Here is a 25,457-nt window from a genome sequence, read left to right as displayed (position 1 = left end):
GATCCAAGCCGGCCCGGCCCCTTCCCCTTGACCCAGGCGGCGTCCTGCCGTAACCCAAGGCGCGGCAAAAGCCGCAGAATTTGTTCCTGCCGGAAACGAGGAGCGCATGACTGATACGCCCAAGCCCGTTGACGATTCCCAAGCACTGCCCGAGGCCGCCCCTGCCGGCGACGCCTTGCCTGACACCGCCGCCGTCACGCCGCCGCCGCCGTCTCCTGCCGTGGGCAAAGCCTCGGACATGAAGGAAGCGCCGCTGCTGGAGCATCTGGTGGAATTGCGCCAACGCCTGGTGCGCTGCCTCATCGCCGTGGGCGTGGGGTTTGCGCTGAGCTATTCCTTTGCCGAGCGCTTGCTCGACGTGCTCCTTAAGCCCCTGATGGACGTCATGCCGGCCGGCAGCAAGCTCATCGCCACCAGCCTGCCTGAGACGTTTTTCACGGTCATGAAGCTGGCCATGGTGGCCGGCGCGTTCGTGGCCAGCCCCTATATCTTCTATCAGTTGTGGCAGTTCGTGGCCCCGGGGCTGTACAAAGAGGAACGCAAGATCATCATTCCCGTGGCCTTCGCCACGGCGGTGTGTTTCGTCGGCGGCGCGCTTTTCGGCTATTTCATCGTGTTCCCGTTCGGGTTCAAGTTCTTCGTGGACTATGCCTCGGACTACATCACGGTAATGCCGACCATCAGCGCCTATTTCTCCCTGGCCGTCACGCTGCTGTTCGCCTTTGGCGTCATCTTCGAACTGCCGGTCTTCATCTTTTTCCTCACCAGCCTGGGCATGGTCGGCACCAAGGCCCTGCGCAAATTCCGCCGCTGGGCAATCCTGTTGAGCTTTGTCGTGGCCGCCGTGCTGACGCCCACTCCGGACGCCATCAACCAGCTCCTTATGGCCGGCCCCATGATCGTGCTCTACGAAGTGGGCATCTGGGTGTCCTGGTTCGTGGACAAGCAGCGCTTGGCGGAAAAGGCCCAGCGCAAGGCCGAGCAGGAAGCCGGGGCCGACGGCGGCCCCAAGGAGCCGCCGCGTTCGCCCGACACGCCGGGCGCGCCCGAGGCTCCCGAAGCCACGGCAACCGCTGATGCCACCGCTGCCCCGGACGAAACCGCCCAAAACACCGAGGCTCAGGCAACCGGCGCTGCCGACGCCGTCCCCACTGACGCAGGGCATACGGCCGACGCCCACGAGGGCAAGAAGACCGCAAAAGCCGACGCGGCCGCCAAGGACGACGGCCAAGGCCCCAAGGCCGGCTAGGCCTGACGCCGTCTCCAGGACCGGACAAGGCTGCCAACACCCTGAAATTACGGGGTTGTTTTGGAGATAGCCCAAATCCGAGACACGCGGCGGACAAAAAAACCACACTTTTTGCCCGCCGCCAACCGCCCGGCATCACGAACCATTCCGAAAGGGGAGCACGATGCTCCCCTTTCGTTTGCGACTAACTCGCCGCCAGCCCGGCCTTTTTGGCCACCGCCCGCCCAGCCGCCGCCGCCTTGACACGGCGTCCCGCAAACGCCATAGGTAGGCTACAGGCAGGCAAGGCCGCTGCGTCTTGCCAAGGCCCGCTTCCAAGACGACGCCAATGCGCGCGTCGCCCCGTCGTCGACAGTCGGCGGCCGGGGCATGTCTCGCGCCACGCGAGCCACTCCACCAACGCGGTCGACCGCGACGGCCGGGCCACACGCGCCCGACCTACAGCCGACGCCAACAGGCATCGATATGCCAGATGCCGGCGTCAACGGCGCGGTCGCCCCGAAGCCATGGAGCGACGATGCGACAAGCACGAATCGTGATAACCGCCCTGACCCTGCTCGTGACGTCCCTGTCCCTGCCGGGCTGCGCCACGGCCCGAGGCGGCAGCCAGCTTGCCGAGGCCGCCCCCTCGACGGCCAAGAAAAAACCCGAGGAAGCCGCCGTGGGCCGCCTCGACGATCCCGGGTATCTCTTCGGCACGCGGCCGCTGGCGCCTTCCAAGTCCGTGCGCGTCAAGGCCCTGGCCTACACCGGCTGCTCGCCCAAGGCCAAGAACAAACGGGCCACGCGCGGCGCTTGGGGCGACGTGCTCACCCGGGACGGCAAGGCCGTGGCCGTCTCGCCGGACCTCCTCGACATGGGCCTGGACCGGGGCGATCTCATCACCATCGAGGGCCTGGGGCAGTTCAAGGTTCTGGACATCATGCACGGCCGCCACGACAAGACCATCGACATTTTCTACGGCGACGACGCCTGCGGCGCGGTGCAGTGGGGCAAGCGCACCCTGACCATCACCTGGCAGTGACGCCCCGTACGCCGGCCCCGACGTCTTGTCGCCCGGCATAGGGGGCACTTCCGCGCTGGCCGTCTGGCGGTGCCCCGGCCGACGGCCCCGGCGTACTGTCGCGGTTGGGGCCAAGGGGAACCACCCGGCGGGAGACGACGACGCCTGCCCCGTCCACGCCTTCCGTCCCGATCAGACGGCACGGCCATTCGGCCCGGTCCCACCCTGGCCCTAGCCTGTTTGCCCCCGAAGCCATTTTCCCAACGCGGAAACCCGAATCATCCGCCGGCTCCCGACGTACCGCTTTCATAGCTCCGGACGTTGCCGAAAGCACCGGACTCTGCCATGCTCCGTCGCATAACCTTGTTTCAGGATGGGACGTCATGCTCCGAAGAGTTCCGGTCGCCGTCCGCCTGTTCGGCCTTGTGGGGCTTGTGGTCGTTTTTGCCGCGGCGACGTTTTTTTTCGCCGTGTCCATCGCCGTTCCCCTGGAACAAACCGTGGTCCGCCGGACCCATGAGGCCATGCTCGACGGCGAGAAAAGCAAATTGACGGCTGCGGTCGGGTCCATGGCCGAGGCCTTGGGACAACTGCTCAAAGACATCCCGGACGAGGCCGGACGCAAGGCGCTGATCCGGCAAATCCTTGACCCTATCCGTTTCGAGGATGACGGTTCGGGCTATTTCTTCGTCTATCAGGGCACTGTCAACATTGCGCTCCCGCCCCGGCCCGAACTGGCCGGCCGGGACCTCGCCGACCTGACCGACGCCAACGGCGTGCGCTATGTCCTGGAACTGGCGCGCCAAGCCCAGGCCGGCGGCGGTTTCGTGTCCTACATCTTCCACAAACCCCTGGCTGGCGAGGAACACAAGCTCTCCTACGCCATGATGATACCCGGCACGGATGCCTGGATCGGCTCTGGAGTGTACATCGACAATGTGCGCCGGGAGGAAGCTCGTGTCGCCGCCGTCATCCAGAAGGCCTTCACCAGGGCGGCCACCATTTCCGTCGCCCTGTTCGCCTGCATGGTGCTCGCCTTGTGCGGCCTGTGCCTGGCCATCGGCTACAGCGTGGCCCGGCCCCTGGCCGAAGCCACCGCCGCGGCCGAGAACATCGCCGCCGGCAATTTCGACGTGCATCTGGCCGCCGAGGGCGACGACGAAGCCGCCCGGCTCCAGGCCGCCCTCAATGCCATGACCGACATCCTGCGCCACGACATCGAGGCTATCCAGGCCCACCGGACCGAGGCCGAGGACAAAGCGACCCTGGCCCAGAAGGCCCTGGAAGACGCCCGTCGGGCCAGCCAGGAAGTCACGACCCAGGCCAACCTGCGCTTTCAAAGCCTGCGTAAGATCGCCGCCGCCGTGGCCCATCAGTTGCGCAATCCCACCACCATCATCGGCGGGCTGGCCCGGCTGCTCATCAAGACCCCAAGCCCGAAACAAAACTACCTGGAATACCTCGACGGCATCATCGACGCCGCCCGGCGCATCGAGCGCATCGCCACGGCTGTCAATGATTACAGTCAGATCCACGCCAGCCAGCGTATCCTGACGCCGGCCGGCGACATCCTGGCCGCGGCCCGGGCCGCCGGCGAAGACGCCGCCGCCCGCCTTGGCCTTGTGGTGCATTGGGAAATCCTGGGCGAAGACCGCATCCTCCTGGCCGATCCGGCGCTGCTCGCCCTGGCCGCCCGGGAGGTCGCCGTCAACGCCGTGGAAGCCCTGCCGGCCGGCGGCGGCGACGTGCGCCTGACGGCCGTGGCCGGCCCCCAGGGGAGCGCCGTGGTCATTGAAGACAACGGCAAGGGCATCCCGGAGGAGGAGCGCCAATTCGTCATGGACCCGTTTTACACCACCAAGTCCGTGGGCGTGGGCATGGGCCTGACCAGGGCCCAGCGGGCCATGCAGGAGCAAAGCGGTTCCATCGTCCTGGACAGCGGCCCCGAGGGGACCAAGGTGACCCTATCCCTGCCGTCGTCGTCGGCGGCGGCCGGGGACGCCTGAGGCCAGCGACGGCCGTTTGCCGCCGAGCCTTTGGTGAAACCGAGTGACGCGTCCCTAAAAAATACGATAGTCTTGTTAAGAAAAATCAGGGGGTTTGTTCGTCCCCGAGGAAACGCCCAATGCGCTTTTCGCGGAGGCGACGCTAGAATCCGGCCGGCAGCGCCTCCACCAACACGTAGCGGGTGGCAAATCCCAGGGCATAGACCACGGCGAAGGCCAGGAAGGCGGTCCGAAAGACGCCGGCCCCGCCGTTTTTTTCGGCCCGCCGGGCCAGGATGAAGCCCAGGACGGCGGCCAGCACGATACCCAGCCCCAGGGCCGCCCCAACCACCGCCAACGACAAATCTTCCATGCCCCTGTCCTCCTGCCTGTTTCCCGCCTTGTAGCCCATTGGCGGCCATTGTCCACCCGGTTAGCCGCCGCGCCCGGCCGAAACGGTGCAATACGGCCGGCGGCATGAAAAAGCGCGCGCCCTTTCGAGCGCGCGCCGTGAAAACCCCGCATTGCATCCGCAATGGCCAGAGCCCAATCCGATAGTCTCTTGGCCTTCTCTCCTACCAATGGGCCAAGCCGCGCCGAAAACCCTTACCCTCTTTCTCCATGTGGGGGGTCTGGGGGCCTCAGGCCCCCAGCTGCCGGAGGCATCTCCCCTCCCCTCTTCCCTCTTTCTCCCCGCCCCTACCGCTGGTCCAGCGGCACGTATGGCCGGCGGGCCGGGCCGGTGTAGATCTGGCGCGGCCGGTGGATGCGGGTGGCGACGTCGCGGTTTTCCTCGTGCCAGTGGGCGATCCAGCCGGGCAGCCGGCCGATGGCGAACATGACCGGGAACATGTTGACCGGGATGCCCAGGGCCCGCAGGATGATGCCGGAATAGAAGTCCACGTTGGGGTAGAGCTTGCGGCTCTTGAAGTAGTCATCGTTTAAGGCCGCTTCCTGGAGTTCCAGGGCGGCGTCCATGAGGGGGTCGCTCACGCCGGTTTCCAGCAGCAGGTTGTCGGCGGCCTTTTTGAGCACCTTGGCCCGGGGATCGAAGTTCTTGTAGACCCGGTGCCCGAAGCCCATGAGCCGTTTTTCCTTGCGCTTGACCATGTCCAGGAAGGTTTTGACCTTGTAGCGGCCGGCCATCATCTCGGTGAGCATCTGGATGACGGCGGCGTTGGCTCCGCCGTGCAGGCGTCCCCACAGGGCGCAGATGCCCGAGGACACGCTGGCAAACAGGTTGGCCTTGGTGGAGCCGACCATGCGCACGGTGGAGCAGGAGCAGTTCTGTTCGTGGTCGGCGTGGACCACCAGGAAAAGCGTGAGCGCCGCCACGGCCGCCTTGGTGGGCTCGTAGTCGCGGTTGGGCACGGAAAACATCATGTGCAGGAAGTTGCGGCAATAGCTGAGGTTCGGGTCGGGGTACATGAACGGCAGGCCCAGGGATTTGCGGTAGCTGAAGGCCGCGATGGTGCGCACCTTGCTGATGAGCTTGGCCACGGCCAGGCGGAATTCGTCCGGGCTTTGGATTTCCAGCAGTTCGGGGTGGTAGTTTCCCAGGGAATTGATGACCGCCGACAAAATGGCCATCGGCTGGCCGCCGGGCTGGAACCCGTCGAAATGATGGAGCAAACCTTCGTGTAACAGCTCGTGTTCGGACAACAGCCCGCGAAAGGCCGCACGTTCTTCGAGGGAGGGCAATTTGCCGAAGATCAGCAGCATGGCGGTTTCGATAAATGTGCTTTTTTCCGCCAATTGCTCAATGGGGATGCCGCGGTGTCGCAGGATGCCCTTTTCGCCGTCCACGAAGGTGATAGCCGACTGGCAGGAGCCGGTGTTGCCGTAGCCGGGATCGAAAGCCAGCAGCCCGGCGTCCTTTTCCAGGGAGGTGATGTCGATGCCGACTTCGCCTTCGCTGCCGACCAGCACGGGCAGCTCGATGGAAAGGTCGCCGTATTTGAGAATGGCGGCGTTGGATTTGGTCATGGTTTCTCCTCGGGCGCTCAGGATGCGGGAGAACGGCCCCAAGGGGCGCGGGGCCTTGATCAGTGCTTCGTCGACCGGCTTTTGTAGAAAAAAAATTCGGCCTTGTCTTCCCAAGAAATACGGACCAACCCGCCGCCTCCCCCCGCCCTCCTGGACATGTCCGCGCCAACCATCCGAAATACCGTATTTATCTTGCCTTTGTCTCAGCCCCCGAACGTCATCCCTAGCCCCAGACCATCTGCCGCCAATCCATGGTGGCCGGCCGGTGGCCGTGCTGGCGGGCCAGCAGTTCAATGGGGGTCAGGGTCAGGGCGGCCACCTCGGGCGGCAGGCCGGGCAGGGCCTCGGCCGCCAGTTCGCCCAGAAAATGGTTGCAGCGCCGGCACACGGTGACCCGCTCGCTCTCGTAGCCCGGCACGGCATAGACTTGCCCCTGGGGTCCCGGGGCCTCGCAATGGGGGCATTCGCGGCGGGCAAAACGCCAGGTCGCGGCGCAAAAGGAGCAGGCCATGACCAGCCCGGTCTCGTCGCGCCGGCCATGGCCGGGCCAGGAGCCGCACACCGGGCAATAGCCCCGGTTCCAGGCCATGCCCTCGACCAGCGGGGCAAGCGCCCGGCCACGCGCCATGGCCAGGGGCGTGGCCAACTGCACACACCAAAACCCGAGCACCCGGGGATCGACGCCAAGGGACCGGCCCAGGGCAATGAGCGCGGCACGCCGGTCGGCCAGCAGATGGCCCACGGCCTCATCCAGGAATTCCGGCTCGCGGCAGGCGGCCTGGCCGACGTTGAGCAGATCGGCCCGGATGTCGCGAAAGCCGGCGGCCAGCACCGGATGCAGGGCCTCGAAGACCCGGCGCAGGGCCAGGCGGTCCATGGGGAATTCCTCGCGCGGCGAGAGGCTGGCCCCCTGCCCCAGGCGCACCGGATCGGGCTTGGGCAGGGGGACTGTCCCGGCCTCCCGGTCCAGCTCGGCCAGAAGCGGTTCCCGGGCCAGGAGCAAGCCCACGAAGGGATCAAGAAAGGCCCGGGCATGGGGCCGCTCCCGGCGCAGGCGCTGCACGGCGTCGGGGATGGACAGCAACTGATCGTCGGATTGGGTCATGACGCCTCCCCGGAGCGGCCCGGCGTTGGGTCGTGGCGGCCGCGCCAGGCGCGGCCGTGGGCCGATGCGGATCGCCCGGCAAGATTGCGCAGCCCGGGCCGGTCGGTTGGCCGGCCAGACGGGCAACGACCGGGCCGACGCCGATTACCCCATAAGGACCGGTCCGGCGTCCGCCGACCGGCCTTGGCTGGCCGGCATCGTTTGGCTGGGCGCGCCGGCAACAGGAGGCGCGCCCAGCACAGGCGTGCCAAGAACCCTCGGCGGCGTCAAGGCGCGACCCGGCGCGTCGTGGCCCCGGCCCGGCCGGCGGCAACTGTTTTCGACCGTGCCCGGCCGGGCGGCGGCCGCCAACTTTTTTCTTTGTATTTAAAATAACTTAATTCAAAATTCCAGACACTTGCGGCCCTATCGCATCAGTTTTCCAAATGAAACAGTGACTGCTTGTGCCAGATCTTGCGCAATCGGGATTGGTTTGACCGGCGGTAGCCTGCTTTTTATGACAATCGTGTGCCTGATTAGACATAACACGTGGGATGCCGGGCGGTTTCGCCGCCTGATTGCTGGGGAACCTTTCAAGGAGGCCGTATGGGCATATCGCGACGCGGATTCATGAAACTGACGGGGGCCGGTCTGGCCTGCCTGGGTCTGAAAGACCTGGGCCTGGACCCCCGTCCGGCAGCGGCCTACGCCACGACGCTGCGCATCGAAGGGGCCAAGGAATACCAGTCCACCTGCCCGTTTTGTTCGTGCGGGTGCAGCATTTTGATGTTCGTCAAGGACGGGAAGTTCTTAAGCTCCGAAGGCGACCCGGATTATCCGGTCAGCGAAGGAGCCCTTTGCCCCAAGGGCGCGGCCTTCCATTCCATGCACGTCAGCCATCACCGGATCCTCAAGCCCAAATACCGGGCCCCGGGCAGCGACAAGTGGGAAGAAAAGGACTGGGACTTTGTCCTGGACCGCATCGCCAGGCGCGTCAAGGAAACCCGCGACCGCGACTTTATCGAGAAAAACGACAAGGGCCAGACCGTCAACCGGGTCGAGTCCATGTTCCACCTCGGCACCTCCCAGATGGATAACGAGGAGTGCGCCGTCACGCATCAGATGCTTCGCAGCCTGGGTTTCGTCCACATGGACCACCAGGCCAGGGTCTGACACTCGCCCACTGTACCGGCTCTGGCAGAGTCGTTCGGACGCGGCGCGATGACCCAGCACTGGATTGACATCAAGAACGCCGACGTGGTGCTCATCATGGGCAGTAACGCGGCAGAACACCACCCCATCTCGTTTAAGTGGGTGCTTGCGGCCAAGGACGCCGGAGCCACGGTCATTCACGTGGACCCGAAGTTCTCCCGCACCTCGGCTCGCTGCGATTTCCACGTGCCCCTTCGTTCCGGCACGGACATCGCCTTCCTCGGCGGCCTCATGAAGTACATCATGGACAAGGACCTGTACTTCAAGGACTACGTCGTCGACTACACCAACGCTTCCTTCATCATCTCCGAAGGCTACGCCTTCAACGACGGCCTGTTCTCGGGCTTCGATCCGGCCACCAAGACCTACGATCGCAAGACCTGGACCTTTGACAAGGACGCCAGCGGCATTCCGGTCAAAGACAAGACGCTGCAGCATCCGCGTTGCGTCTTCCAGATGATGAAGAAGCACTATTCCCGCTACGGCATCGACACGGTTTCCGGCATCACCGGCGTGTCCAAGGAAAACCTGCTCAAGGTCTGGGACGCGGTGGCCTCCACGGGCAAGCCCAACAAGGTCGCCACCATGATGTACGCCCTGGGCTGGACCCAGCATTCGGTGGGCGTGCAGAACATCCGCTGCGCCGGCATCCTCCAACTGCTTCTCGGCAACGTGGGCATGGCCGGCGGCGGCGTCAACGCCATGCGCGGCGAACCCAACGTCCAGGGCTCCACCGACCATGCCCTGCTCTATGACGCGCTTCCCGGCTACCACCCGGTGCCGACCACGGCCTGGCCGACCCTGGCCGACTACCTCAAGGCCAATACGCCGGTGTCCAAGGACCCCAAAAGCGTCAACTGGTGGCAGAACCGGCCCAAGTACGTCACCAGCCTGCTGAGGGGCTGGTTCGGCGACGCGGCCACCCCGGAAAACGAGTTCGGCTATGGCTGGCTGCCGAAAATCGAGCCCAACGTCGAGTACGCCAGCTTGTTCATGTTCGACAAGATGTACAAGGGCAAGATCAAGGGCGGGTTCATCTACGGCCACAACCCGGCCATGTCCATGCCCAACACCCACAAGATCAGAAAAGCGCTGAGTAACCTTGATTGGCTGGTCATCGGCGAGGCCCACGAGACTGAAACCTGCGCCTTCTGGCGTCAGCCCGGTTACGACCCCAAAAACGTCAAGACCGAGGTGTTCATGCTGCCGTCGTGCCAGCGCGGCGAAAAGGACGGCACCACCTCCAACTCCGGCCGCTGGCACATGTGGCACTACAAGGGCTACGAGCCGGCCGGCGACAGCAAGCCCATGGGCTGGATGATCGTCGAGATCATGAAGCGGGTCAAAGCGCTCTACAAAAAGGACGGCGGCGCCTTCCCGGCCCCCATCCTCAACGCCGACTGGTACGAGCAGTACGACGCGGACTTCATGGCCAAGAAGATCAACGGCCAGTTCACCCGCGACGTCACCATCGGCGACAAGCAGTACAAGAAGGGCGACCAGGTGCCGGCCTTTGCCATGCTGGCCGCCGACGGCTCCACCACCAGCCTGTGCTGGGTCTACGCCGGCAGCTACGGCCCGGGCGGCAACCTGACCAAGCGCCGCGACCACACCCAAACGCCGATGCAGGCCAAGATCGGCCTGTTCCCGAACTACTCCTGGGCCTGGCCCGTCAACCGGCGCATCATCTACAACCGCGCCTCGGTGGACGTGAACGGCAAGCCCTTTAATCCGGCCAAGACCGTCATCGCCTGGGAAGAGGGCAAATGGATCGGCGACGTGCCTGACGGACCGGCGCCCCCCATGGCCGATCCCAAGGGCGTGTATCCGTTTATCATGCACACCGAGGGCCATGGCCAGCTCTTCGGCCCCGGCCGCGTGGACGGTCCTCTGCCCGAACACTACGAACCGGCGGAAACGCCCATTACCGTCAACCCCTTCTCCAAGCAGATGAGCAACCCCTGCATGAAGGTGGCGGAAAGCGACATCGACGCCCTAGCCAAAAACGGCGATCCGCGCTTCCCCATCGTGCTCACCACCTACAGCCTCACCGAACACTGGTGCGGCGGCGGCGACACCCGCAACACCCCGGCCCTGCTCGAAGCCGAACCCCAGCTCTATGTGGAGATCAGCCAGGAGCTGGCCAAGGAAAAAGGCGTCAAAAATGGTGATGTCATCATCATTGAGACCCTGCGGGGCAAGGTCGAGGCCGTGGCCATGGTCACGGTGCGCATGACGCCGCTTTTTGTGCAGGGCAAAACCCTTCACCTGATCGGGATGCCGTTCTGCTTCGGCTGGACCACCCCGGGCTGCGGCGACGCTACCAACCGTCTGACGGTTTCCGTGGCCGACCCCAACACCCGCATCCCCGAGTACAAGGCCTGCCTGTGCAATCTGCGCAAGGCCGACAAGGTGACGGAACTGCAACGCTAACGCGCATCGCGGCCGGGAGTAAGCGCTCCCGGCCGCGACTTATGAAGGGGAGTCCGCCATGCCCAAGGCGTTTTTCATTGATACTTCACGTTGCACGGCCTGCCGGGGTTGCCAGGTGGCCTGCAAGGAATGGCACCAGCATCAGGCCGTGCCCACGCTGCAACGCGGCACGCACCAGAACCCGCCCGATTTTACGCCCTACAACTATAAGATCGTGCGGTTTAACGAACACAAGATCGACGGCAAGATCAAATGGCTGTTTTTCCCGGACCAGTGCCGCCATTGTCTGCAGCCGCCCTGCAAGGACGCCGCCGACGCCTACGTGCCCGGGGCCGTTGTCCAGGACGAGGCCACGGGAGCCGTGCTCTACACCGACAAAACCAAGCAGCTGACTATTGATCAGGCCCGGGAAGTGCGCGACGTGTGCCCCTACGGCATCCCCGTGCGCAACGAGGCCACCGGGCTGCTCAGCAAGTGCGACTGGTGCATCGACCGCCAGCGCGCCGGCATGAAGCCCGCCTGCGTCAAGACCTGCTGCACCGGCTCCATGAGCATCGGCGAACGGGCCGACATGCTGGCCCTGGCCCGCAGAACCCTGGAGAAAGTGAAAAAGACCCACCCCGAGGCGACCCTTCTCGATGAAGACTACCTCGCGGTGATCTACCTCATCACCGAACCGCGCAAGTTGTACCATGAATTCGCCGAACGCCGGGAGCAGATGAACCCCATGACCAGGCAGGCCTTCCTGGCCATGATGGCCCGTCCCGCCTCGCGCCTTCGCGGATAACGCCGCCGTTCGTGTTCCCGCGGACCGGCCCGTCCGCCATCTGCCAGTGGCGTCCGGGCCGTTCCGCCTTTTGAGGGCGAGCGCTTTCGCCTACCCTCAAGCACTTGTCACTTTTTCCCGAGGTTGCCTTCATGCGCATGCGCATTCCCCACGCCCCCCAGCTCGATGTGCCCGACATGCCGCCGGCGGCCGAGGCCCAGGCCCTGGCCGAACCGTTCGTCGCCCTGGCCCGGGTGCGCCGTGAAATAGCCGCCGGACTGCCCCAGGGGCTTTTCGAGGTGGCCTACGACCCCGAGCGCCTTGCCGCCGGGGAAACGCTTCTGGCCAATGTCGATCCGGCCGTGCTCGTGCCGGGATTCCTGGCCGCCGCCGAAAAGCTGCTGCCGGCCATGGGCAATATCTTTCCGGCCCTGTCCCGGGAAACCGCCGCCCTTGGCCAGTTGCTGGCCCAGGGGCCGCGCCTGGCCGGGGCCCTGGTCGCCGCCTTTTTCACCGACGCGGCCGAGGATTTCCTGACGCTCGGCATGGAACTGGGCCTGCGTCCGGAGACGCTGCTGTTTCTGACCCAGGAAATCGTCGCCACGGTGCTGCGGGCCGAGGCGGCGCGCATCGCTGCCCTGGCCGACGACGCGCTGTGGCGCAAGAACCACTGCCCGGTGTGCGGCTCCGGCCCGGACCTGGGCCTGCTCAAGGAGCAGTCCGAACCCACGGAATTTCTCATCGCCAAGGCCGGGCGGCTGCTGCTGCACTGTTTGCTGTGCGGCCATCTGTGGCGCTTCCCCCGCCTGGTCTGCCCGAGCTGCGGCGAAGGCGATCATGAGAAGCTGGAACTCTTCGTGCCCGAGGGCCGGCAGCGCGAGCGCATCCATGCCTGCCACACCTGCCGCCGCTATTTCGTGGTGACCAACCGGGTGGACAGCGACCTGGCCTTTGATCCCGACAGTCTGGGACCGGCCCTGGCCTATCTCGACGCCGCCGCCCGGGAGCGGGGCTACGAGCCGATCTGCGCCACCCCCTGGAACCAGTTCGAAGCGTAAGCCCGCCTCACCCGCCTGAAAACGAACGCGCCCGCCGTCAGAAGACAGCGGGCGCGTTTTGCGTCGCATGCCGCGTGTGTTGTCGGCGGGAGCGCGGCTCTTTGCGGCGACGCCGAGGGATTATCCTGTCTCCTGGCCTGGGGCAAAGCCGACAAGGCACACCCCGCCGCCGTCCGGTCGCGTTATGCCAATGCCATTTCCCAAGCAAAAGCACATGGCAAACAACATATTGATTCAATTGTCTATTTCCACAACACAACTGTCTTTATGTGTTATAAGAGGCGTTACTCGCCTGAGGCCGTCCCGGTCGGAACGGGCGTGCCGTCCGGGCCGCAACCGGACTCGGACGCGGCCGGTTCGGCGAGAAACCGCCCGCCCCGGGTCGGCAGGGGCGGCGCGGGACACCGCCCGTAGCGCAAATGCCAATAGGCCCAGGAGCGGGCGTCAAAAACGCCTGGCGGAGCGTTATCCAGGGCCTCGCGGTATTCCCGCGGCCCGACCAGCCCTTCCAGACGGCGCAAATCCTCGATGCCGCCATAGGTCATGACATGGGCCAGGAAATGTGTGGGATCGGCCAGGGCCTCGGCCGGCTCCTTGAACCAGACCACGCGCCGGGCCACCTCCAGCAATTCCGGAGTTTCAGGCAGCGGTTTCATGGGCGGGACTCCGACTCGGGCCCAGGCCTTGGCTTGAAAGGCGCGAGCACCGGCAGCCGACCAGGGTCCACGCCGGCCACGGCGGCGCGCAAACGTGCGCGCACGTCCTCCGGCAAGGTCGGCACATCGTCGAAATAGCTGAGCGCCTTAAGCGAAATCAGGGGATTGAAGCTTGCGCCGTACACGACCCGGCCGGCCGCCAGGGCCGTGGCCAAGTCGAGTCCATGGCGCAGCAAGGCGTCGATGTCGCGGTAGTCCTTGGCCTCGGCCCGTTGCTGCACCACCGCGACCTTGGTTCCGGCGATGTCCGCCAGGGAAGCGGCCCAGACCTTGCGGCCCAGGACCTGCAGCCTCGGCGCGACCTGTCCGAGACCAAGTGCGCCAAAAAACGAAACCAGCACCGGCCCGCCGCGATCCACCCGGCAGGTCAGGGTGTTGGCCGCGACCTGCACCTGTTCGGCGTCTTGCAAATACGGCACGTCCCGGACGAGCAGCCTGGGGTCAAAAGGCTCGTTGGAAAAAAAGTCGAAATCGACAGAGATGCGGTGCCCCAGACGCAGGGCCAAGGCCGTGCCGCCGTAGAGGGTGAACTGCCCGGGGGTGGCGTCGAGTTCCGGCCACAGCCGGCGCTGGGCCTGCGGCAGGATGTCCAGCATTGGGATAAAACCGTCCATGCCCACATCCTATCCGATGGCGAAGCGGCGCGGCAACGGATTTTGCCCCCGCCTGCCATCGGAACTCCAGCCAGACCCCAGCCCTACGCCCCCCGCCGGGACAGCAGGAACATGCCGTAGGTGGCCAGCAGGTTCGGCAAAAACGTCACCACCGCGCCCTTCTCGTGGTGGTGCGGCGTGCTCACCGCTGTCTCGCGTTCGATGGCAAAGCCTTCCTTGCGGCAAAACCGCCGGAAATCCCGGATGGTGATGACCCGGATATTGGGGGTGTCATACCACTCGTAGGGCAGCTCCCGGGACACCGGGGCCCGGCCGCGAAACAGCAGCTGCCCCCGGATGCGGTAATAGGCGAAATTGGGAAAGCTCACGATGCCGCGCTTGCCCACCCGCAGCATCTCCCGGATGAGCCGGGCCGGCTCGTAGACCTGCTGCAAGGTCTGGGAGAGGATCACGTAGTCAAAATGGCCGTCGGGATAGTCGGCCACTTCCTCGTTGATGTCCCCGTGCAGGACGGAAAGCCCCTTCTCGATGCCCTGGCTGACCTTGCCCTCTTCCCGCTCGATGCCCGTGCCGCGCACGCCCTTGTCCACGGACAGGATGTGGAGCAGATCGCCCGAGCCGCAGCCGAGGTCCAGGACTTTCGAGCCGGGCTCGATCCAGGAGGCGATGATGGACAGGTCATAGCGCACGGGCGTCCTCCTTGGCGGCGTCGACCAAAGCCCGGTCCAGGAAGCGGGCGATCATGCCCGAAAGGCGGGCGTTGGGCAGCAAAAAGGCGTCGTGCCCCCACTTGGCCTCCAGCTCCACGAAGCTCACGTCCAGGCCGTTTTTCTTCATGGCCTGGACCATGCTGCGGGACTGGTAGGTGGGATAGAGCCAGTCCGAGGAGAATGAAGCCACCAGATAGCGGCACTTGGCCTTGGCGAAGGCGGCCACGGCCGAGCCGCAGCCGTGGCTGGCCTCCAGATTGAAATAGTCCGCCGCCTTGGTGATGTAGAGAAAGGAATTGGCGTCGAAGCGGTCCACGAACTTCTGGCCCTGGTAGCGCAGGTAGGATTCCACCTGGAAGTCCGGCTCCTCCAGGACAAAGGAGTTCTCGCAGCGGTCCTGGAGCCGGCGGTCGAACTTCTGGCGCATGGCTTCGTCGGACAGATAAGTGATGTGGCCGATCATGCGGCCAACGGCCAGGCCATGGGCCGGCGGCACGCCGTCGTAATAGTTGCCGCCGTTCCAGTTGGGGTCGGCCATGATGGCTTGCCGGGCCACTTCGTTAAAGGCGATGGCCAGGGCCGAATGCTTGGTGGTGGTGGCCAGGGGCACGGCCGTGCGCACCATGTCCGGGTAGCGCACCGACCATTCCAGCGCCTGCATCCCGCCCATGGAACCGCCGACCACGCTTAAGAGTTTCGTCACGCCCAGGTGTTCGACCAGCCGCTTTTGCGCCCGCACCATGTCGCCGATGGTGATGACCGGAAAGGTCAGGCCGTAGGGCTGACCCGTGGCCGGATCAAGGGAGGAAGGCCCCGTGGACCCCATGCAGCCGCCGATGACGTTGGAGCAGATGACGTAGTAGCGGTCGGTGTCGATGGGTTTGCCCGGGCCGATCATGAGATCCCACCAGCCGGGCTTGGCGTCGCCGGGCTCGTAGTAGCCGGCGGCGTGGGAATCGCCGGTGAGCGCATGGAGCACGAGCACGGCGTTGTCGGCCCGTTCGTTTAACTGGCCGCAGGTCTCGTAGGCCAGGACCACCGGCCCCAGGGCGCGCCCGGACTCGACCGTCAGCGGGCTGTCGGCCTCGGCGACCGTGAAAAACCGCTTTTCCACCCGGCCGACGCTGGTTCCCGATGGGGAATGTTCGATGTATTCGCTCATGAAAGCCTCGTGCCCAGTCTCCTACCAGCCCAGGCGGGAAAGTCAAAGGGCGCGGCTTTTGACTTTCCCGCCAAGGGACGGCAAGAAAAACTCAGCGAGGGAGGACGACATGGACGCACAGGAGCGACGGGCCGAGTTGCGGGTGCGCCCGCCGGGCGACGCCCTGGCCGCCTTTGCCCTATGGCCGGCCGCCGATCCGGCCCCGGCCCGGTTGTCCGTGCCCGCCCTGGGCCGCCCGGCCGCCTCCCGGCGCGACGGCTGCCGCCTAACGCTCCTTGACGCCTCCTCCATTGGCCTGGGGGTCGAACTGGCCGCGCCGGAAAGCGCCCTGGCCGTCCTGGCCGCCGCGCCGGCCTGGCTCGTCTACCTGACTCTTCGCGAATGCCGCCCCGAGGCCGAGGGCGAACTCCTCTCCCTTTTTTACCATGCCGCCGTGGCCCGGCTTCGGTCCTCCCCAGGCGTCCTGTCCGCCGGCCTGCGTCTCACACGCCAGGGACGCGGCTGTCCCTTTGACAAGGCCATCGACTTTGTTAACGTCAGCCGTTTTGGCTCCCCGGACCTGGCCGCCTGGCTCGACGCCCTGGCCCGGGCCACCGCCCGCCCCGCCCCGGTGGCCGGGCCGGGACTCCACCTCGACCGGCTCCTGGAGGAGCCTGCGCTTTCGGCCGACGCGCCGATTGTCCCAAAGGACGCTTCCCTATGATCGTCATGGTCGGCCTGCTGGTCGTCATCGCCTCGGTATGCCTGGGCTATTTGATGGAAGGCGGCGTCTTTGCAGTGCTCGTCCAGCCCGCCGAGTGGGTCATCATCATTGGCGCGGCCCTGGGGGCCATGCTGGTGGGTTCAACCCGCAACGCCTTGACGCTCATCGTCAAAGGTCTGCCCAAGGCCCTGTTCCCGGCCCACATCGGCCGCGACCACTACCTCGAAGCCCTCGCCTGCCTGGCCCGGCTTTTGGGCAAGATCCGCCGCGAAGGCCTCATGAGCATCGAAGGCGACATCGAACACCCGGAAACCAGCCCCATTTTCGCCAAGGCCACCCTGCTGTCCAAGGACAAGGCCGCCCTGGCCTTTATCTGCGACACCATGCGCGTCTATCTGGTCAGCGGCGACGCCCAGGAACTCGAACAGCTCATGGACCTCGATCTGGCTGCCATCCATCTGCAGGCATCAAGCCCGGCCCACAATCTCGGCAAAGTGGCCGAATCCCTGCCCGGCCTGGGCATCGTGGCCGCCGTCCTGGGCGTAGTGCTCACCATGGGCAAGATCAGCCAGCCGCCGGAAGTGCTCGGCCACAGCATCGGCGCGGCCCTGGTCGGCACCTTCCTCGGCGTGCTCCTGTGTTACGGATTCGTCGGCCCCCTGGCCGGCAACCTGGAAAACCAGGCCATGGAGCGCCAGACCTATTTCTCGGTCATCCGGGCGGTCATCGCCGGCGCGGCCCGGGGAGCCACGCCGCTTATCGCCGTGGAATACGGCCGCCGGGCCATCCCCGAGGCCCTGCGCCCGAACTTCGCCGACCTCGAAGGCCAGCTCAAGGGCTAGTTCATGGCCGCCGCCCCAAAATCCTCGCCGCGAAAACCGCCCAAGCTTCCGGGCTTCCCCAAGGCCCACGGATCAAGCTGGAAAGTGGCCTACGCCGACTTTGTCACGGCCATGATGGCCTTTTTCCTGCTCATGTGGATCATCAACATGGTGCCGCCGGCTACGCTCAAGCAGCTTGAACAGTATTTCAAGGACGAGCCCAAGCCGGCCCAGGGCGCGCTTTTCTCCCCCGATGCCACGGAGCGCCAACGCGCCGCCGCGCTCAACCGCGACGACGCCATGCGCTACACCATCGCCATGCGCTTCAAAAAAATCATCACTGAAGACCCGTTCCTCAAGAACAGCAGCGGCATCAGCTCCGACGACGTGGGCGTGTTGTTGCGCCTGCAAAATGGGATGCTTTTTGCCCCCGGTTCGGCCGAACTGACCGAGCAGGCCAAAAAGCTCATGGCCGAAGTGGTGGACGTCATGAAAACCTACAACGTCTTCCTCATCATCCGGGGCCACGCCGACGCCGCCGAGGCGGCCAAGGGGCATTTCGCCTCCAACTGGGAGCTCTCCGGCGCCCGGGCCGCCGCCGCCGCCCGGGCTGTCATCGCCGGCGGCGGCATCCAGGCCAGCCGCGTCCGGGCCGTGGCTTACGGCGACTCCCGGCCGCTCATGCCCGAAACCAACCCCGAGGCAGCTGCCGCCAACCGCCGGGTGGAATTCTACTTCCACCGCCCCGACGCCGCCGCTTCCCAAGTGCTGTACTGACGCGCCGCCCTGGCGTAGACTGGGGCAGCACAACACGGAGGACCGAAGTCTCATGCCCATCAGACGCCTTGCCGCGCTGCTCGCGCCCCTGGCCTTGTCCATCGCCCTGGCCGCCGGCCCGGCCCCGGCCGCCGAACCCGACAAGAAACCCGCCGACTTCCGGGGTGTGGCCTGGGGCGCGCCGGCCTCGTCCCTGGCCGACCTCAAGCCCATCGACCGCGACGGCGACATCGTCCACGGCGAACGGGCCGGCGAGAAAAAAGAACTCGGCGGCATGCCGCTTCGAAACGTTACCTATTCCTTTTTCAAGGACCAGTTCTACCACGCCGAGATCGGCTACGACGCCCCCGGAGCCTCCGAGGCCCTGGAAAAAGGCCTGGTCGCCAAATACGGCCCGCCCGATTCCACCCGGCGCAAGACCGACGCCACCGGCCACCCCTATGAAGTCTCCACCTGGAACTGGCCCGGCGCGGTCTTTATCGGCCACCGCCGCGACCTTGGCGGCAACGCCGGCCGCGTGTTCTATTTCTACGCTCCCCTGACCGAAGCCTCGGCCAAGACCCAGCCGAGCCTGGGCCAGACCGCCAAGGCCCCGGCCGAAGCCGCCGCCCCGGCCTCGGGAGGCGGCAGCTACCGCGTCAAGAAAGGCGACAGCCTGGAACGCATCGCCAAGACCCAGGGCACGACCGTCGCCGCCATCGAGGCCGCCAACCCGGGACTGACCGACAAAAACCTCAAGGCCGACGCCACCATCAAACTGCCGGGCAAAAGCGGCGACAAGCCCGCCAAAAAGCCTGCCGCCCCGCTGCCGCCCGGGCAGTACATCGAGTACACCGTCAAGGAAGGCGAAATCCTGTCCAAGGTGGCCAACGCCCACGGCGCGCGCTCCCGCGACGTCATCGCCGCCAACCCCGACATCGAACCCGACAACATCCGCCCGGGCACGGTGCTGCGCATCCCGGTCAAGAAAGACGCGCCCAAGCCGGAACAAAAAGGCGAGGAAATCGAAGTCGTCACGCCTCCGGCGCAGTAGAAAAGAGTGCCTCCGGCGGCCAGGAGAGGCGCTGCCTCTCCTGGACCTCTCCGCCGGGGGCCTGAGGCCCCCGGACCCCCCACTCGAAGAAATTGTTAAAGGGGCTGGGTCGTCTGGGCGGGGCGGCGGCGACATCACTATACAAGCGTTTAGCCGCGCGAATACGCGCCTCGCAAGATCGGCCGGTCCACAGGATCGGCCGATCTTGTTTGGAGAGGACCCCAGTCAAACGGACGCATCACGTTTGCCGATGCGTTGCTGGAAAAGGCATCGGACTTCCGTATTTGTCGCTGCCGCCGCGGCATGGTAAGCCGTTGGAATTAAATTCTCCCGACGGTTGACCGATATGCGACATATCGCCGCCCTTCTCATTTCGCTGTGGACGTACCGGACCGTTCGCGCCGCCCTGGCCCTGGCCTTCATCGTGGCCGGCGCGCTCAAGCTGGCCGACCAGCGGTCCTTTGTCCTGACCATCAAGGCCTTCGCCGTGCTGCCCACCGACCTCGTCAAACCCGTGGCCGCCGCCATGCCGGTGCTGGAGATCGTCGGCGGATTGCTGCTGCTTTTCGACCTCCCCGGCGGCCTGGCCGTCATCGGCGGGCTGCTGCTGCTCTTCGTCGCCGTCATCGTCAACGCCATCCGCCAGGGCCTGGACATCGACTGCGGCTGCTACGGCCCGGGCGACGTCGAGGGCCAAGTGTACCACGGCCTGTGGCCGACGCTTTGGCGTGACCTCGTCATGCTGGCCGGGGTCGCCTACTGCCTGGCCTGGCGGGCCGGCCGCGACCGCCCGCCCTCTTCGCCAACCCACAACCCCCAAGGAGTCTTCATGCGCGCCTGCAAACTGATCCTGGCCCTGGCCGCCGTCCTGGCCCTGGCCGCTCCCGCCCTGGCCGACAAATTCGAGGACGAGACCGCCAAGGAAAAAGAAGCCGTCAAACTCGTGCGCGACACCCAGAAGGCCGGCTACGGTCTGGTGACCACCGAGGAACTCAAGAAGTGGATGGACGAGAAAAAGCCCATGGTCATCGTCGACACCATGCCCTTCGAGGACAGCTTCAAAAAGGAACACGTGCCCGGCGCGGTCAACTTCGTCTTCCCCATTCCCGACATGGCCGCCTGGGACGCCAAGGAAACCGGCGGCAAGACCGAGGCCGACTACGAAAAGCTGCTCGGCCCGGACAAGAACAAGACCATCGTGGTCTACTGCGGCTTCGTCAAATGCACCCGCAGCCACAACGGCGCGGTCTGGGCCCAAAAGCTCGGCTACAAAAACGTCGTGCGCTACCCCGGCGGCATCTTCGCCTGGAAGGGCGCGGCCTATCCCGTCGAAGCCGTGCAGTAGGGAAGGCAATGCGGGGCGTTGCCCCGCGCCCCACCGGGGGGGATCATCCCCCCCGGCCCCCCTGCCCAGGGGATGTTCCAGGGGTTCAACCCCCGCGGCCAGCCGGGAGTCCCGGGAAAAGCAGCGGCAGGCACAGCCCCCCTCCTTCGGCCGACCACCCCCTTGCTTGTCCACACCGCCCGCAACCGGTAGAAGAAACCATGAACGCGCCGTTTTCCGACACCGCCCGTATCGACGCCCTGGCCCTTGGCGTGGCCGACAAGGCGTCCAAGCTCTTCACCCACCGCAAGCTCCTGTGCGCCGAGGCCATCCTGGTGGCCGTCAACGAAACCTTCGGCTCGCCCCTAAGCGAGGACCAGGCCGTGGGCATGGCCGCCGGGCTGACCGCCGGCCTGGGCGACCAGGGCTGCCTGTGCGGGGCCATAGCCGGAGCCTGCGCCGCCATCGGCGTCCTGTGCGCCCGGGGCGACCATGCCGCCTCCCGGGCCGGCGTGCGCCTGGAGTCCGCCGCCGTCCATCAGGCCTTCACCGAACGCCATAAGTCGTCGTGCTGCCGGGTGCTGACCAAGCATGTGAAAAACGACCCAAGCGCCCACATAGCCCAGTGCGCCGGACTCACCGGCTACGGAGCCGAACTGGCCGTGCGCTCCGTGCTGCGCCTGCGCCCGGAACTGCTCGACTGCCCCGAGGCGGCCCTGGCCGCCGAAGCGCCGGTGTGTGCCCGGGTGCGTTGGCTGCTGTCGCTTTTTTGCCGCAAAAAAACCGGCTGACGGCCGCCGGCCTGCCCAACAGTTAGGGCTTTCCTTCCGCGCCGGGCAGCCGTATGCCTGCCCCAAACGTGAGGAGACCCGCCATGTCCATTCGCCCTTCGCGCGCCTTCTGGCTCGCCGCGCTGCTCTTTGCCGCCCTGGCCGTCCCGGCCTCGGCCCAGCCCCTTTCCGCCAAGGCTGCCCGCGATCTGGCCGTCCTGGCCACCGCCTACCCGGGCCTTATGACCGCCACCGAGGTCGATCCGGCCGGCCGGGCCACGGTCGTGCTCAACGACGGCACGCGGCTGGCCTATGACGACGGCCGGGCCAAATCGCCCGAGGAATTGCTCGATCATCCCGACATCAAGGACATGCTGGCCGAACCCTATCCCCTGGGGCCGGTGACGGCCGAGCCGGCCCAGGGTTTTTCCCCGGGACGGAGGCGCGTCGAGCCCATGTTCCTGGCGCTTTACGGCCACGACAAGCAGCAGGTGACGGCCAACTGCCGCCCTGTCTCGTTCCTGGGCCAGACCATGGCCTTTAACACGCGCTACGGCGCGGCCGACGCCTTTGCCCGGGCCACGGCCAGGCTCGACCGGCTTGTCGCCGCCGATCCGTCCTTGCGCCGGCACCTGCTGCCGGCTTCTGGCGGCGTGGTCTGGCGGGTCATCGCCGGCACGCGCAGGCTGTCCGTGCATGCCTTTGCCGCCGCCGTGGACGTCAGCCCCAAGGGCAACCCGTACTGGCGCAACCTGCCGCGTGGCACGAACATGCTGGCCACGCGCCAGGCCTTCCCGGTTGCCATTGTCACGGCCTTCGAAGCCGAGGGCTTCATCTGGGGCGGCAAGTGGTCGGAGTTCGATCTCATGCACTTCGAATACCGGCCGGAGTTGATCCTGCTGGCCCGGCTGGCGCGCGGCGAAAACCTGCCGCTGGCCGACATCCGCGGCCTTGTGAAAGCCGTACGCTGAAGAAACACGAGATACTTTTCACAAAACAATAGCACATAAGGGCCATAATTTTTAGATTCATATCCAGAACTTCTTCCAGGGCACTAGCCTCGTAACACCCTCGAATCACGTGAAAAATTTACCATTCCCCATTGACGTCACAACCATTTCGTGATGAACTGCCAAAGGGAACACTAACTAGGCAGCGGCATAGGCATATGCCGCCAGTCCGGACGGCGCGGCTTGGCCGTCGCGCCCGGCAGGCGCCGAAGCGAGGGAACGATGCAACACGGCCTGGACGCCTCCATCAGTCGTCGGGGTCGTGCCCCTTCGTAAAACCAAGGAGGACGTTTATGAACTTTTCCGTGGGTCTTGGCAGGGATGATGCGGAAAAACGGCTTGAGCGAAACGGCGTCTCCCGCCGCGACTTCATGAAATTCTGCGCCGCCGTGGCCGCGGCCATGGGCATGGGTCCCGCGTTCGCGCCCAAGGTAGCGCAGGCGCTGACGGCCAAACGCCGGCCGTCCGTCGTGTGGCTGCACAACGCCGAGTGCACCGGTTGCACCGAAGCGGCGTTGCGCACCATCAAACCGTTCATTGATTCGCTGATCCTGGACACCATCTCCCTGGACTACCAGGAGACCATCATGGCCGCCGCCGGCGACGCCGCCGAGGACGCGCTGCACAAGGCCGTGGAATCCCCCGACGGCTTCTACCTCGTGGTCGAGGGCGGCTTGCCCACCATCGACGGCGGCAACTGGGGCATGGTCTCCGGCCATCCGATGCTCGCCACCACCAAGAAGCTGGCCCCCAAGGCCAAGGGCGTCATCTGCATCGGCACCTGCGCCGCCTACGGCGGCATCCAGAAGGCCAAGCCCAACCCGAGCCAGTCCATCAGCGTCACCGAGGCCACCGGCCTGGCCACCATCAACATCGCCGGCTGCCCGCCCAACCCCATCAATTTCATCGGCGCCGTGGTCCATGTCCTGGAAAAGGGCATCCCCGAGCTCGATTCCAACGGCCGCCCGAAGATCTTCTTCGGCGAGCTCGTCCACGACAACTGTGAACGCTTAAAGCACTTCGAGGCCTCCGAATTCGCCCCCTCCTTCGATTCCGAGGAAGCGAAAAAGGGCTACTGCCTCTACGAACTCGGCTGCAAGGGTCCGGTCACCTACAACAACTGCCCCAAGGTCCTGTTCAACCAGGTCAACTGGCCCGTCAAGGCCGGCCACCCCTGCATCGGCTGCAGCGAGCCGGACTTCTGGGACACCATGACCCCCTTCTACGAGCAGGGCTAATCCCCGGCTTCGGCAAAGGGACCACCGGACAACACACCAGCACCGAACGTTTTCGTGACGGAGGAAGCATATGGCTGAGACGAATCCCACGCCGCAATCGACCTTCACCGGCCCCCTTGTGGTCGATCCCATCACCCGCATCGAAGGTCACTTGCGGATCATGGTCGAAGTGGAAAACGGCAAAGTGAAAGACGCGTGGAGCTCCTCGCAGCTCTTCCGCGGTCTGGAAATCATCCTCAAGGGCCGCGATCCCCGCGACGCCCAGCACTTCACCCAGCGCGCCTGCGGCGTGTGCACCTACGTGCACGGCCTGGCCTCGACCCGCTGCGTCGACGACGCCGTCAAGGTCAACATCCCGGCCAACGCCCGCATGATGCGCAACCTGGTCATGGCCTCCCAGTATCTCCATGACCACCTGGTCCACTTCTATCACCTCCACGCCCTGGACTGGGTGGACGTGACCAACGCGCTGAAGGCCGATCCGGTCAAGGCCGCCAAGCTGGCCGAAACCATCGCCCCGGCCCGCCCCGGCAACTCCGCCGAGAGCCTCAAGGCCGTTCAGGACAAACTGAAAGCCTTCGTGGAAACCGGCCAGCTCGGCATCTTCACCAACGCCTACTTCCTCGGCGGCCACAAAGCCTACTACCTGCCGCCCGAAGTCGATCTCATCGCCACCGCCCACTACCTGGAAGCCCTGCACATGCAGGTCAAGGCGGCCAGCGCCATGGCCATCCTCGGCGGCAAGAACCCCCACACCCAGTTCACCGTCGTGGGCGGTTGCTCCAACTACAACGCCATGTCCAAGGACGCCCTGGCCAACTACCTGTCGCTGACCCAGGAAGTCTGCAAGTTCGTCAATGACGTCTACATCCCCGATCTGCTGGCCGTGGCCGGCTTCTACAAGGATTGGGGCGGCATCGGCGGCTGCACCAACTATATGGCCTTCGGCGAGTTCGCCACCGACGAAAGCACCCCCGAAAAGCACATGGAGTCGTCGTTCTTCCCGGCCGGCGTCATCATGAACCGCGACCTCGGCAAGGTGGACAAGGTCGATCTCGGCGCCATCTACGAAGACGTCAAGTACTCCTGGTACAAGCCCGGCGCCGACGGCCTGCATCCCTACGACGGCGTCACCGATCCCAAGTACACCAAGCTCGACGACAAGGACCACTACTCCTGGATGAAGGCCCCCCGCTACAAGGGCAAGGCCATGGAAGTCGGTCCCCTGGCCCGGTGTTTCCTGGCCTACGCCAAGGGACAGCCCGAGTTCAAGAAGATCATCGACACCGTCCTGACCAAGCTCTCCGTCCCGGCCACGGCCCTGCACTCGACCCTGGGCCGCACCGCCGCCCGCGGCATCGAGACCGCCATCGTCGCCGCCAAGATGGAAACCTGGATCAAGGAATTCGCCGACAGCTCCGCCAAGGACAACACCTTGTGCGCCAAGTGGGAAATGCCCGGCGAATCCAAGGGCGTGGGCCTGTGCGACGCCCCTCGCGGCGCGCTGTCCCACTGGATTCGCATCAAGGACAAGAAGATCGACAACTTCCAGCTTGTCGTGCCCTCCACCTGGAACCTCGGACCCCGCGGCGCCGCGGGCGACAAGAGCCCGGTCGAGGAAGCGCTCATCGGCACCCCCATCGCCGATCCCAAGCGCCCCGTCGAAATCCTGCGCACGGTCCACGCCTTCGATCCCTGCATCGCCTGCGGCGTGCACGTCATCGAACCCGAGACCAACGAAATCCTCAAGTTCAAGGTTGTCTAACCCGCAACCCCAAGCCTATCCTTGGAGAACCCGGCCCC

The 25,457-nt window shown here is 65.6% G+C and carries 22 protein-coding genes and 1 pseudogene; 16 read left to right on the top strand and 7 right to left on the bottom strand.

From position 1 onward, the window contains the following. The first annotated feature begins 106 nt into the window (after positions 1-106). The 3 genes from tatC to DMR_RS07315 all read left to right on the top strand — a co-directional run bounded on the left by tatC (position 107) and on the right by DMR_RS07315 (position 4,258). Positions 107-1,249, top strand: coding sequence for a twin-arginine translocase subunit TatC (tatC, locus tag DMR_RS07325; protein WP_081429591.1), 1,143 nt, complete (start codon positions 107-109; stop codon positions 1,247-1,249). Positions 1,250-1,766: 517 nt separating this feature from the next. Next, complete coding sequence (locus DMR_RS07320; RefSeq protein ID WP_043600267.1) at positions 1,767-2,273, top strand: 3D domain-containing protein; 507 nt, start codon at positions 1,767-1,769, stop codon at positions 2,271-2,273. 362 nt (positions 2,274-2,635) lie between these two features. Next, positions 2,636-4,258 (top strand): cache domain-containing protein, encoded by a 1,623-nt coding sequence (locus DMR_RS07315; RefSeq protein WP_015860277.1) that lies wholly within the window; start codon positions 2,636-2,638, stop codon positions 4,256-4,258. Between the two features lie 142 nt (positions 4,259-4,400). Here DMR_RS07315 and DMR_RS07310 read toward each other — a convergent pair whose 3' ends face one another. The 3 genes from DMR_RS07310 to DMR_RS07300 form a co-directional block, all read right to left on the bottom strand. Then, positions 4,401-4,610, bottom strand: a complete 210-nt coding sequence (locus DMR_RS07310) for a hypothetical protein (RefSeq protein WP_015860276.1) — start codon at positions 4,608-4,610, stop codon at positions 4,401-4,403. A 326-nt stretch (positions 4,611-4,936) separates the two neighbouring features. Then, a complete protein-coding gene (locus DMR_RS07305; RefSeq protein ID WP_015860275.1) occupies positions 4,937-6,223 on the bottom strand; it encodes a citrate synthase in 1,287 nt (428 codons plus the stop codon). A gap of 223 nt (positions 6,224-6,446) precedes the next feature. Then, positions 6,447-7,328: a formate dehydrogenase accessory protein FdhE gene (locus DMR_RS07300; RefSeq protein WP_043600265.1), complete on the bottom strand. Its 882-nt coding sequence runs from the start codon at positions 7,326-7,328 to the stop codon at positions 6,447-6,449. 585 nt (positions 7,329-7,913) lie between these two features. Between DMR_RS07300 and fdnG the strand changes: the two genes are divergently transcribed. The 3 genes from fdnG to DMR_RS07275 all read left to right on the top strand — a co-directional run bounded on the left by fdnG (position 7,914) and on the right by DMR_RS07275 (position 12,776). After that, positions 7,914-10,952 (top strand): formate dehydrogenase-N subunit alpha, encoded by a 3,039-nt coding sequence (fdnG, locus tag DMR_RS07285; protein WP_081429590.1) that lies wholly within the window; start codon positions 7,914-7,916, stop codon positions 10,950-10,952. A 58-nt stretch (positions 10,953-11,010) separates the two neighbouring features. Further along, on the top strand, positions 11,011-11,739 hold the full coding sequence (locus tag DMR_RS07280; RefSeq protein WP_015860271.1) for a 4Fe-4S dicluster domain-containing protein: 729 nt from the start codon (positions 11,011-11,013) through the stop codon (positions 11,737-11,739). A gap of 131 nt (positions 11,740-11,870) precedes the next feature. Then, a complete protein-coding gene (locus DMR_RS07275; RefSeq protein ID WP_081429589.1) occupies positions 11,871-12,776 on the top strand; it encodes a formate dehydrogenase accessory protein FdhE in 906 nt (301 codons plus the stop codon). A gap of 284 nt (positions 12,777-13,060) precedes the next feature. Here DMR_RS07275 and DMR_RS07270 read toward each other — a convergent pair whose 3' ends face one another. From DMR_RS07270 to DMR_RS07255, 4 genes are all read right to left on the bottom strand, one after another. After that, entirely contained in the window at positions 13,061-13,432 is a 372-nt protein-coding gene (locus DMR_RS07270) for a hypothetical protein (protein ID WP_015860269.1), read from the bottom strand. Next, on the bottom strand, positions 13,429-14,106 hold the full coding sequence (locus DMR_RS07265) for a nucleotidyl transferase AbiEii/AbiGii toxin family protein (RefSeq protein WP_043600260.1): 678 nt from the start codon (positions 14,104-14,106) through the stop codon (positions 13,429-13,431). Before DMR_RS07265 ends, DMR_RS07270 begins: the two co-directional genes overlap by 4 nt. Before the next feature lie 83 nt (positions 14,107-14,189). After that, entirely contained in the window at positions 14,190-14,795 is a 606-nt protein-coding gene (metW, locus tag DMR_RS07260; RefSeq protein WP_015860267.1) for a methionine biosynthesis protein MetW, read from the bottom strand. Then, on the bottom strand, positions 14,785-15,978 hold the full coding sequence (locus DMR_RS07255; RefSeq protein WP_015860266.1) for a homoserine O-acetyltransferase MetX: 1,194 nt from the start codon (positions 15,976-15,978) through the stop codon (positions 14,785-14,787). The genes metW and DMR_RS07255 overlap by 11 nt, the downstream gene beginning before the upstream one ends. Before the next feature lie 109 nt (positions 15,979-16,087). Here DMR_RS07255 and DMR_RS07250 point away from each other — a divergent pair, with 109 nt between their 5' ends. From DMR_RS07250 to DMR_RS07210, 10 genes and pseudogenes are all read left to right on the top strand, one after another. Then, positions 16,088-16,681 carry a hypothetical protein gene (locus tag DMR_RS07250; protein WP_043600257.1) on the top strand — a complete coding sequence of 198 codons (594 nt, stop codon included), beginning with the start codon at positions 16,088-16,090 and terminating at the stop codon, positions 16,679-16,681. Beyond that, positions 16,678-17,523 carry a flagellar motor stator protein MotA gene (gene motA / locus DMR_RS07245; RefSeq protein WP_015860264.1) on the top strand — a complete coding sequence of 282 codons (846 nt, stop codon included), beginning with the start codon at positions 16,678-16,680 and terminating at the stop codon, positions 17,521-17,523. Before DMR_RS07250 ends, motA begins: the two co-directional genes overlap by 4 nt. Positions 17,524-17,526: 3 nt before the next feature. Beyond that, entirely contained in the window at positions 17,527-18,279 is a 753-nt protein-coding gene (locus tag DMR_RS07240; protein WP_015860263.1) for an OmpA/MotB family protein, read from the top strand. A gap of 52 nt (positions 18,280-18,331) precedes the next feature. Next, positions 18,332-19,312, top strand: a complete 981-nt coding sequence (locus DMR_RS07235) for a LysM peptidoglycan-binding domain-containing protein (protein ID WP_015860262.1) — start codon at positions 18,332-18,334, stop codon at positions 19,310-19,312. A 346-nt stretch (positions 19,313-19,658) separates the two neighbouring features. Continuing rightward, positions 19,659-20,066, top strand: a pseudogene (locus DMR_RS25680) (MauE/DoxX family redox-associated membrane protein); the annotation flags it as partial. Positions 20,067-20,141: 75 nt separating this feature from the next. Further along, positions 20,142-20,657: a rhodanese-like domain-containing protein gene (locus DMR_RS25675; protein WP_043601574.1), complete on the top strand. Its 516-nt coding sequence runs from the start codon at positions 20,142-20,144 to the stop codon at positions 20,655-20,657. Positions 20,658-20,857: 200 nt separating this feature from the next. Continuing rightward, positions 20,858-21,427, top strand: a complete 570-nt coding sequence (locus DMR_RS07225; protein WP_015860260.1) for a C-GCAxxG-C-C family (seleno)protein — start codon at positions 20,858-20,860, stop codon at positions 21,425-21,427. Between the two features lie 83 nt (positions 21,428-21,510). Next, the gene (locus DMR_RS07220; RefSeq protein ID WP_043600251.1) at positions 21,511-22,377 is read left to right on the top strand and encodes a M15 family metallopeptidase; all 867 of its coding nucleotides are present in this window, start codon (positions 21,511-21,513) and stop codon (positions 22,375-22,377) included. 332 nt (positions 22,378-22,709) lie between these two features. Next, entirely contained in the window at positions 22,710-23,654 is a 945-nt protein-coding gene (locus DMR_RS07215; RefSeq protein WP_015860258.1) for a hydrogenase small subunit, read from the top strand. A gap of 70 nt (positions 23,655-23,724) precedes the next feature. Then, a complete protein-coding gene (locus tag DMR_RS07210) occupies positions 23,725-25,419 on the top strand; it encodes a nickel-dependent hydrogenase large subunit (RefSeq protein ID WP_015860257.1) in 1,695 nt (564 codons plus the stop codon). Positions 25,420-25,457 lie beyond the last annotated feature (38 nt).

The organism is Solidesulfovibrio magneticus RS-1, from assembly GCF_000010665.1.
GTDB lineage: Bacteria > Desulfobacterota > Desulfovibrionia > Desulfovibrionales > Desulfovibrionaceae > Solidesulfovibrio > Solidesulfovibrio magneticus.
The sequence above is the reverse complement of the archived record's forward strand: the minus strand, read 5'-3'. Positions and strand labels throughout refer to the sequence as shown.

Bases quoted from the DNA above. Each gene is read 5' to 3' on its own strand.
- tatC (WP_081429591.1), top strand. From the start codon at position 107: ATGACTGATACGCCCAAGCCCGTTGACGATTCCCAAGCACTGCCCGAG.
- DMR_RS07320 (WP_043600267.1), top strand. From the start codon at position 1,767: ATGCGACAAGCACGAATCGTGATAACCGCCCTGACCCTGCTCGTGACG.
- DMR_RS07315 (WP_015860277.1), top strand. From the start codon at position 2,636: ATGCTCCGAAGAGTTCCGGTCGCCGTCCGCCTGTTCGGCCTTGTGGGG.
- DMR_RS07310 (WP_015860276.1), bottom strand. From the start codon at position 4,610: ATGGAAGATTTGTCGTTGGCGGTGGTTGGGGCGGCCCTGGGGCTGGGT.
- DMR_RS07305 (WP_015860275.1), bottom strand. From the start codon at position 6,223: ATGACCAAATCCAACGCCGCCATTCTCAAATACGGCGACCTTTCCATC.
- DMR_RS07300 (WP_043600265.1), bottom strand. From the start codon at position 7,328: ATGACCCAATCCGACGATCAGTTGCTGTCCATCCCCGACGCCGTGCAG.
- DMR_RS07280 (WP_015860271.1), top strand. From the start codon at position 11,011: ATGCCCAAGGCGTTTTTCATTGATACTTCACGTTGCACGGCCTGCCGG.
- DMR_RS07275 (WP_081429589.1), top strand. From the start codon at position 11,871: ATGCGCATGCGCATTCCCCACGCCCCCCAGCTCGATGTGCCCGACATG.
- DMR_RS07270 (WP_015860269.1), bottom strand. From the start codon at position 13,432: ATGAAACCGCTGCCTGAAACTCCGGAATTGCTGGAGGTGGCCCGGCGC.
- DMR_RS07265 (WP_043600260.1), bottom strand. From the start codon at position 14,106: ATGGACGGTTTTATCCCAATGCTGGACATCCTGCCGCAGGCCCAGCGC.
- DMR_RS07255 (WP_015860266.1), bottom strand. From the start codon at position 15,978: ATGAGCGAATACATCGAACATTCCCCATCGGGAACCAGCGTCGGCCGG.
- DMR_RS07250 (WP_043600257.1), top strand. From the start codon at position 16,088: ATGGACGCACAGGAGCGACGGGCCGAGTTGCGGGTGCGCCCGCCGGGC.
- motA (WP_015860264.1), top strand. From the start codon at position 16,678: ATGATCGTCATGGTCGGCCTGCTGGTCGTCATCGCCTCGGTATGCCTG.
- DMR_RS07240 (WP_015860263.1), top strand. From the start codon at position 17,527: ATGGCCGCCGCCCCAAAATCCTCGCCGCGAAAACCGCCCAAGCTTCCG.
- DMR_RS07235 (WP_015860262.1), top strand. From the start codon at position 18,332: ATGCCCATCAGACGCCTTGCCGCGCTGCTCGCGCCCCTGGCCTTGTCC.
- DMR_RS25675 (WP_043601574.1), top strand. From the start codon at position 20,142: ATGCGCGCCTGCAAACTGATCCTGGCCCTGGCCGCCGTCCTGGCCCTG.
- DMR_RS07225 (WP_015860260.1), top strand. From the start codon at position 20,858: ATGAACGCGCCGTTTTCCGACACCGCCCGTATCGACGCCCTGGCCCTT.
- DMR_RS07220 (WP_043600251.1), top strand. From the start codon at position 21,511: ATGTCCATTCGCCCTTCGCGCGCCTTCTGGCTCGCCGCGCTGCTCTTT.
- DMR_RS07215 (WP_015860258.1), top strand. From the start codon at position 22,710: ATGAACTTTTCCGTGGGTCTTGGCAGGGATGATGCGGAAAAACGGCTT.
- DMR_RS07210 (WP_015860257.1), top strand. From the start codon at position 23,725: ATGGCTGAGACGAATCCCACGCCGCAATCGACCTTCACCGGCCCCCTT.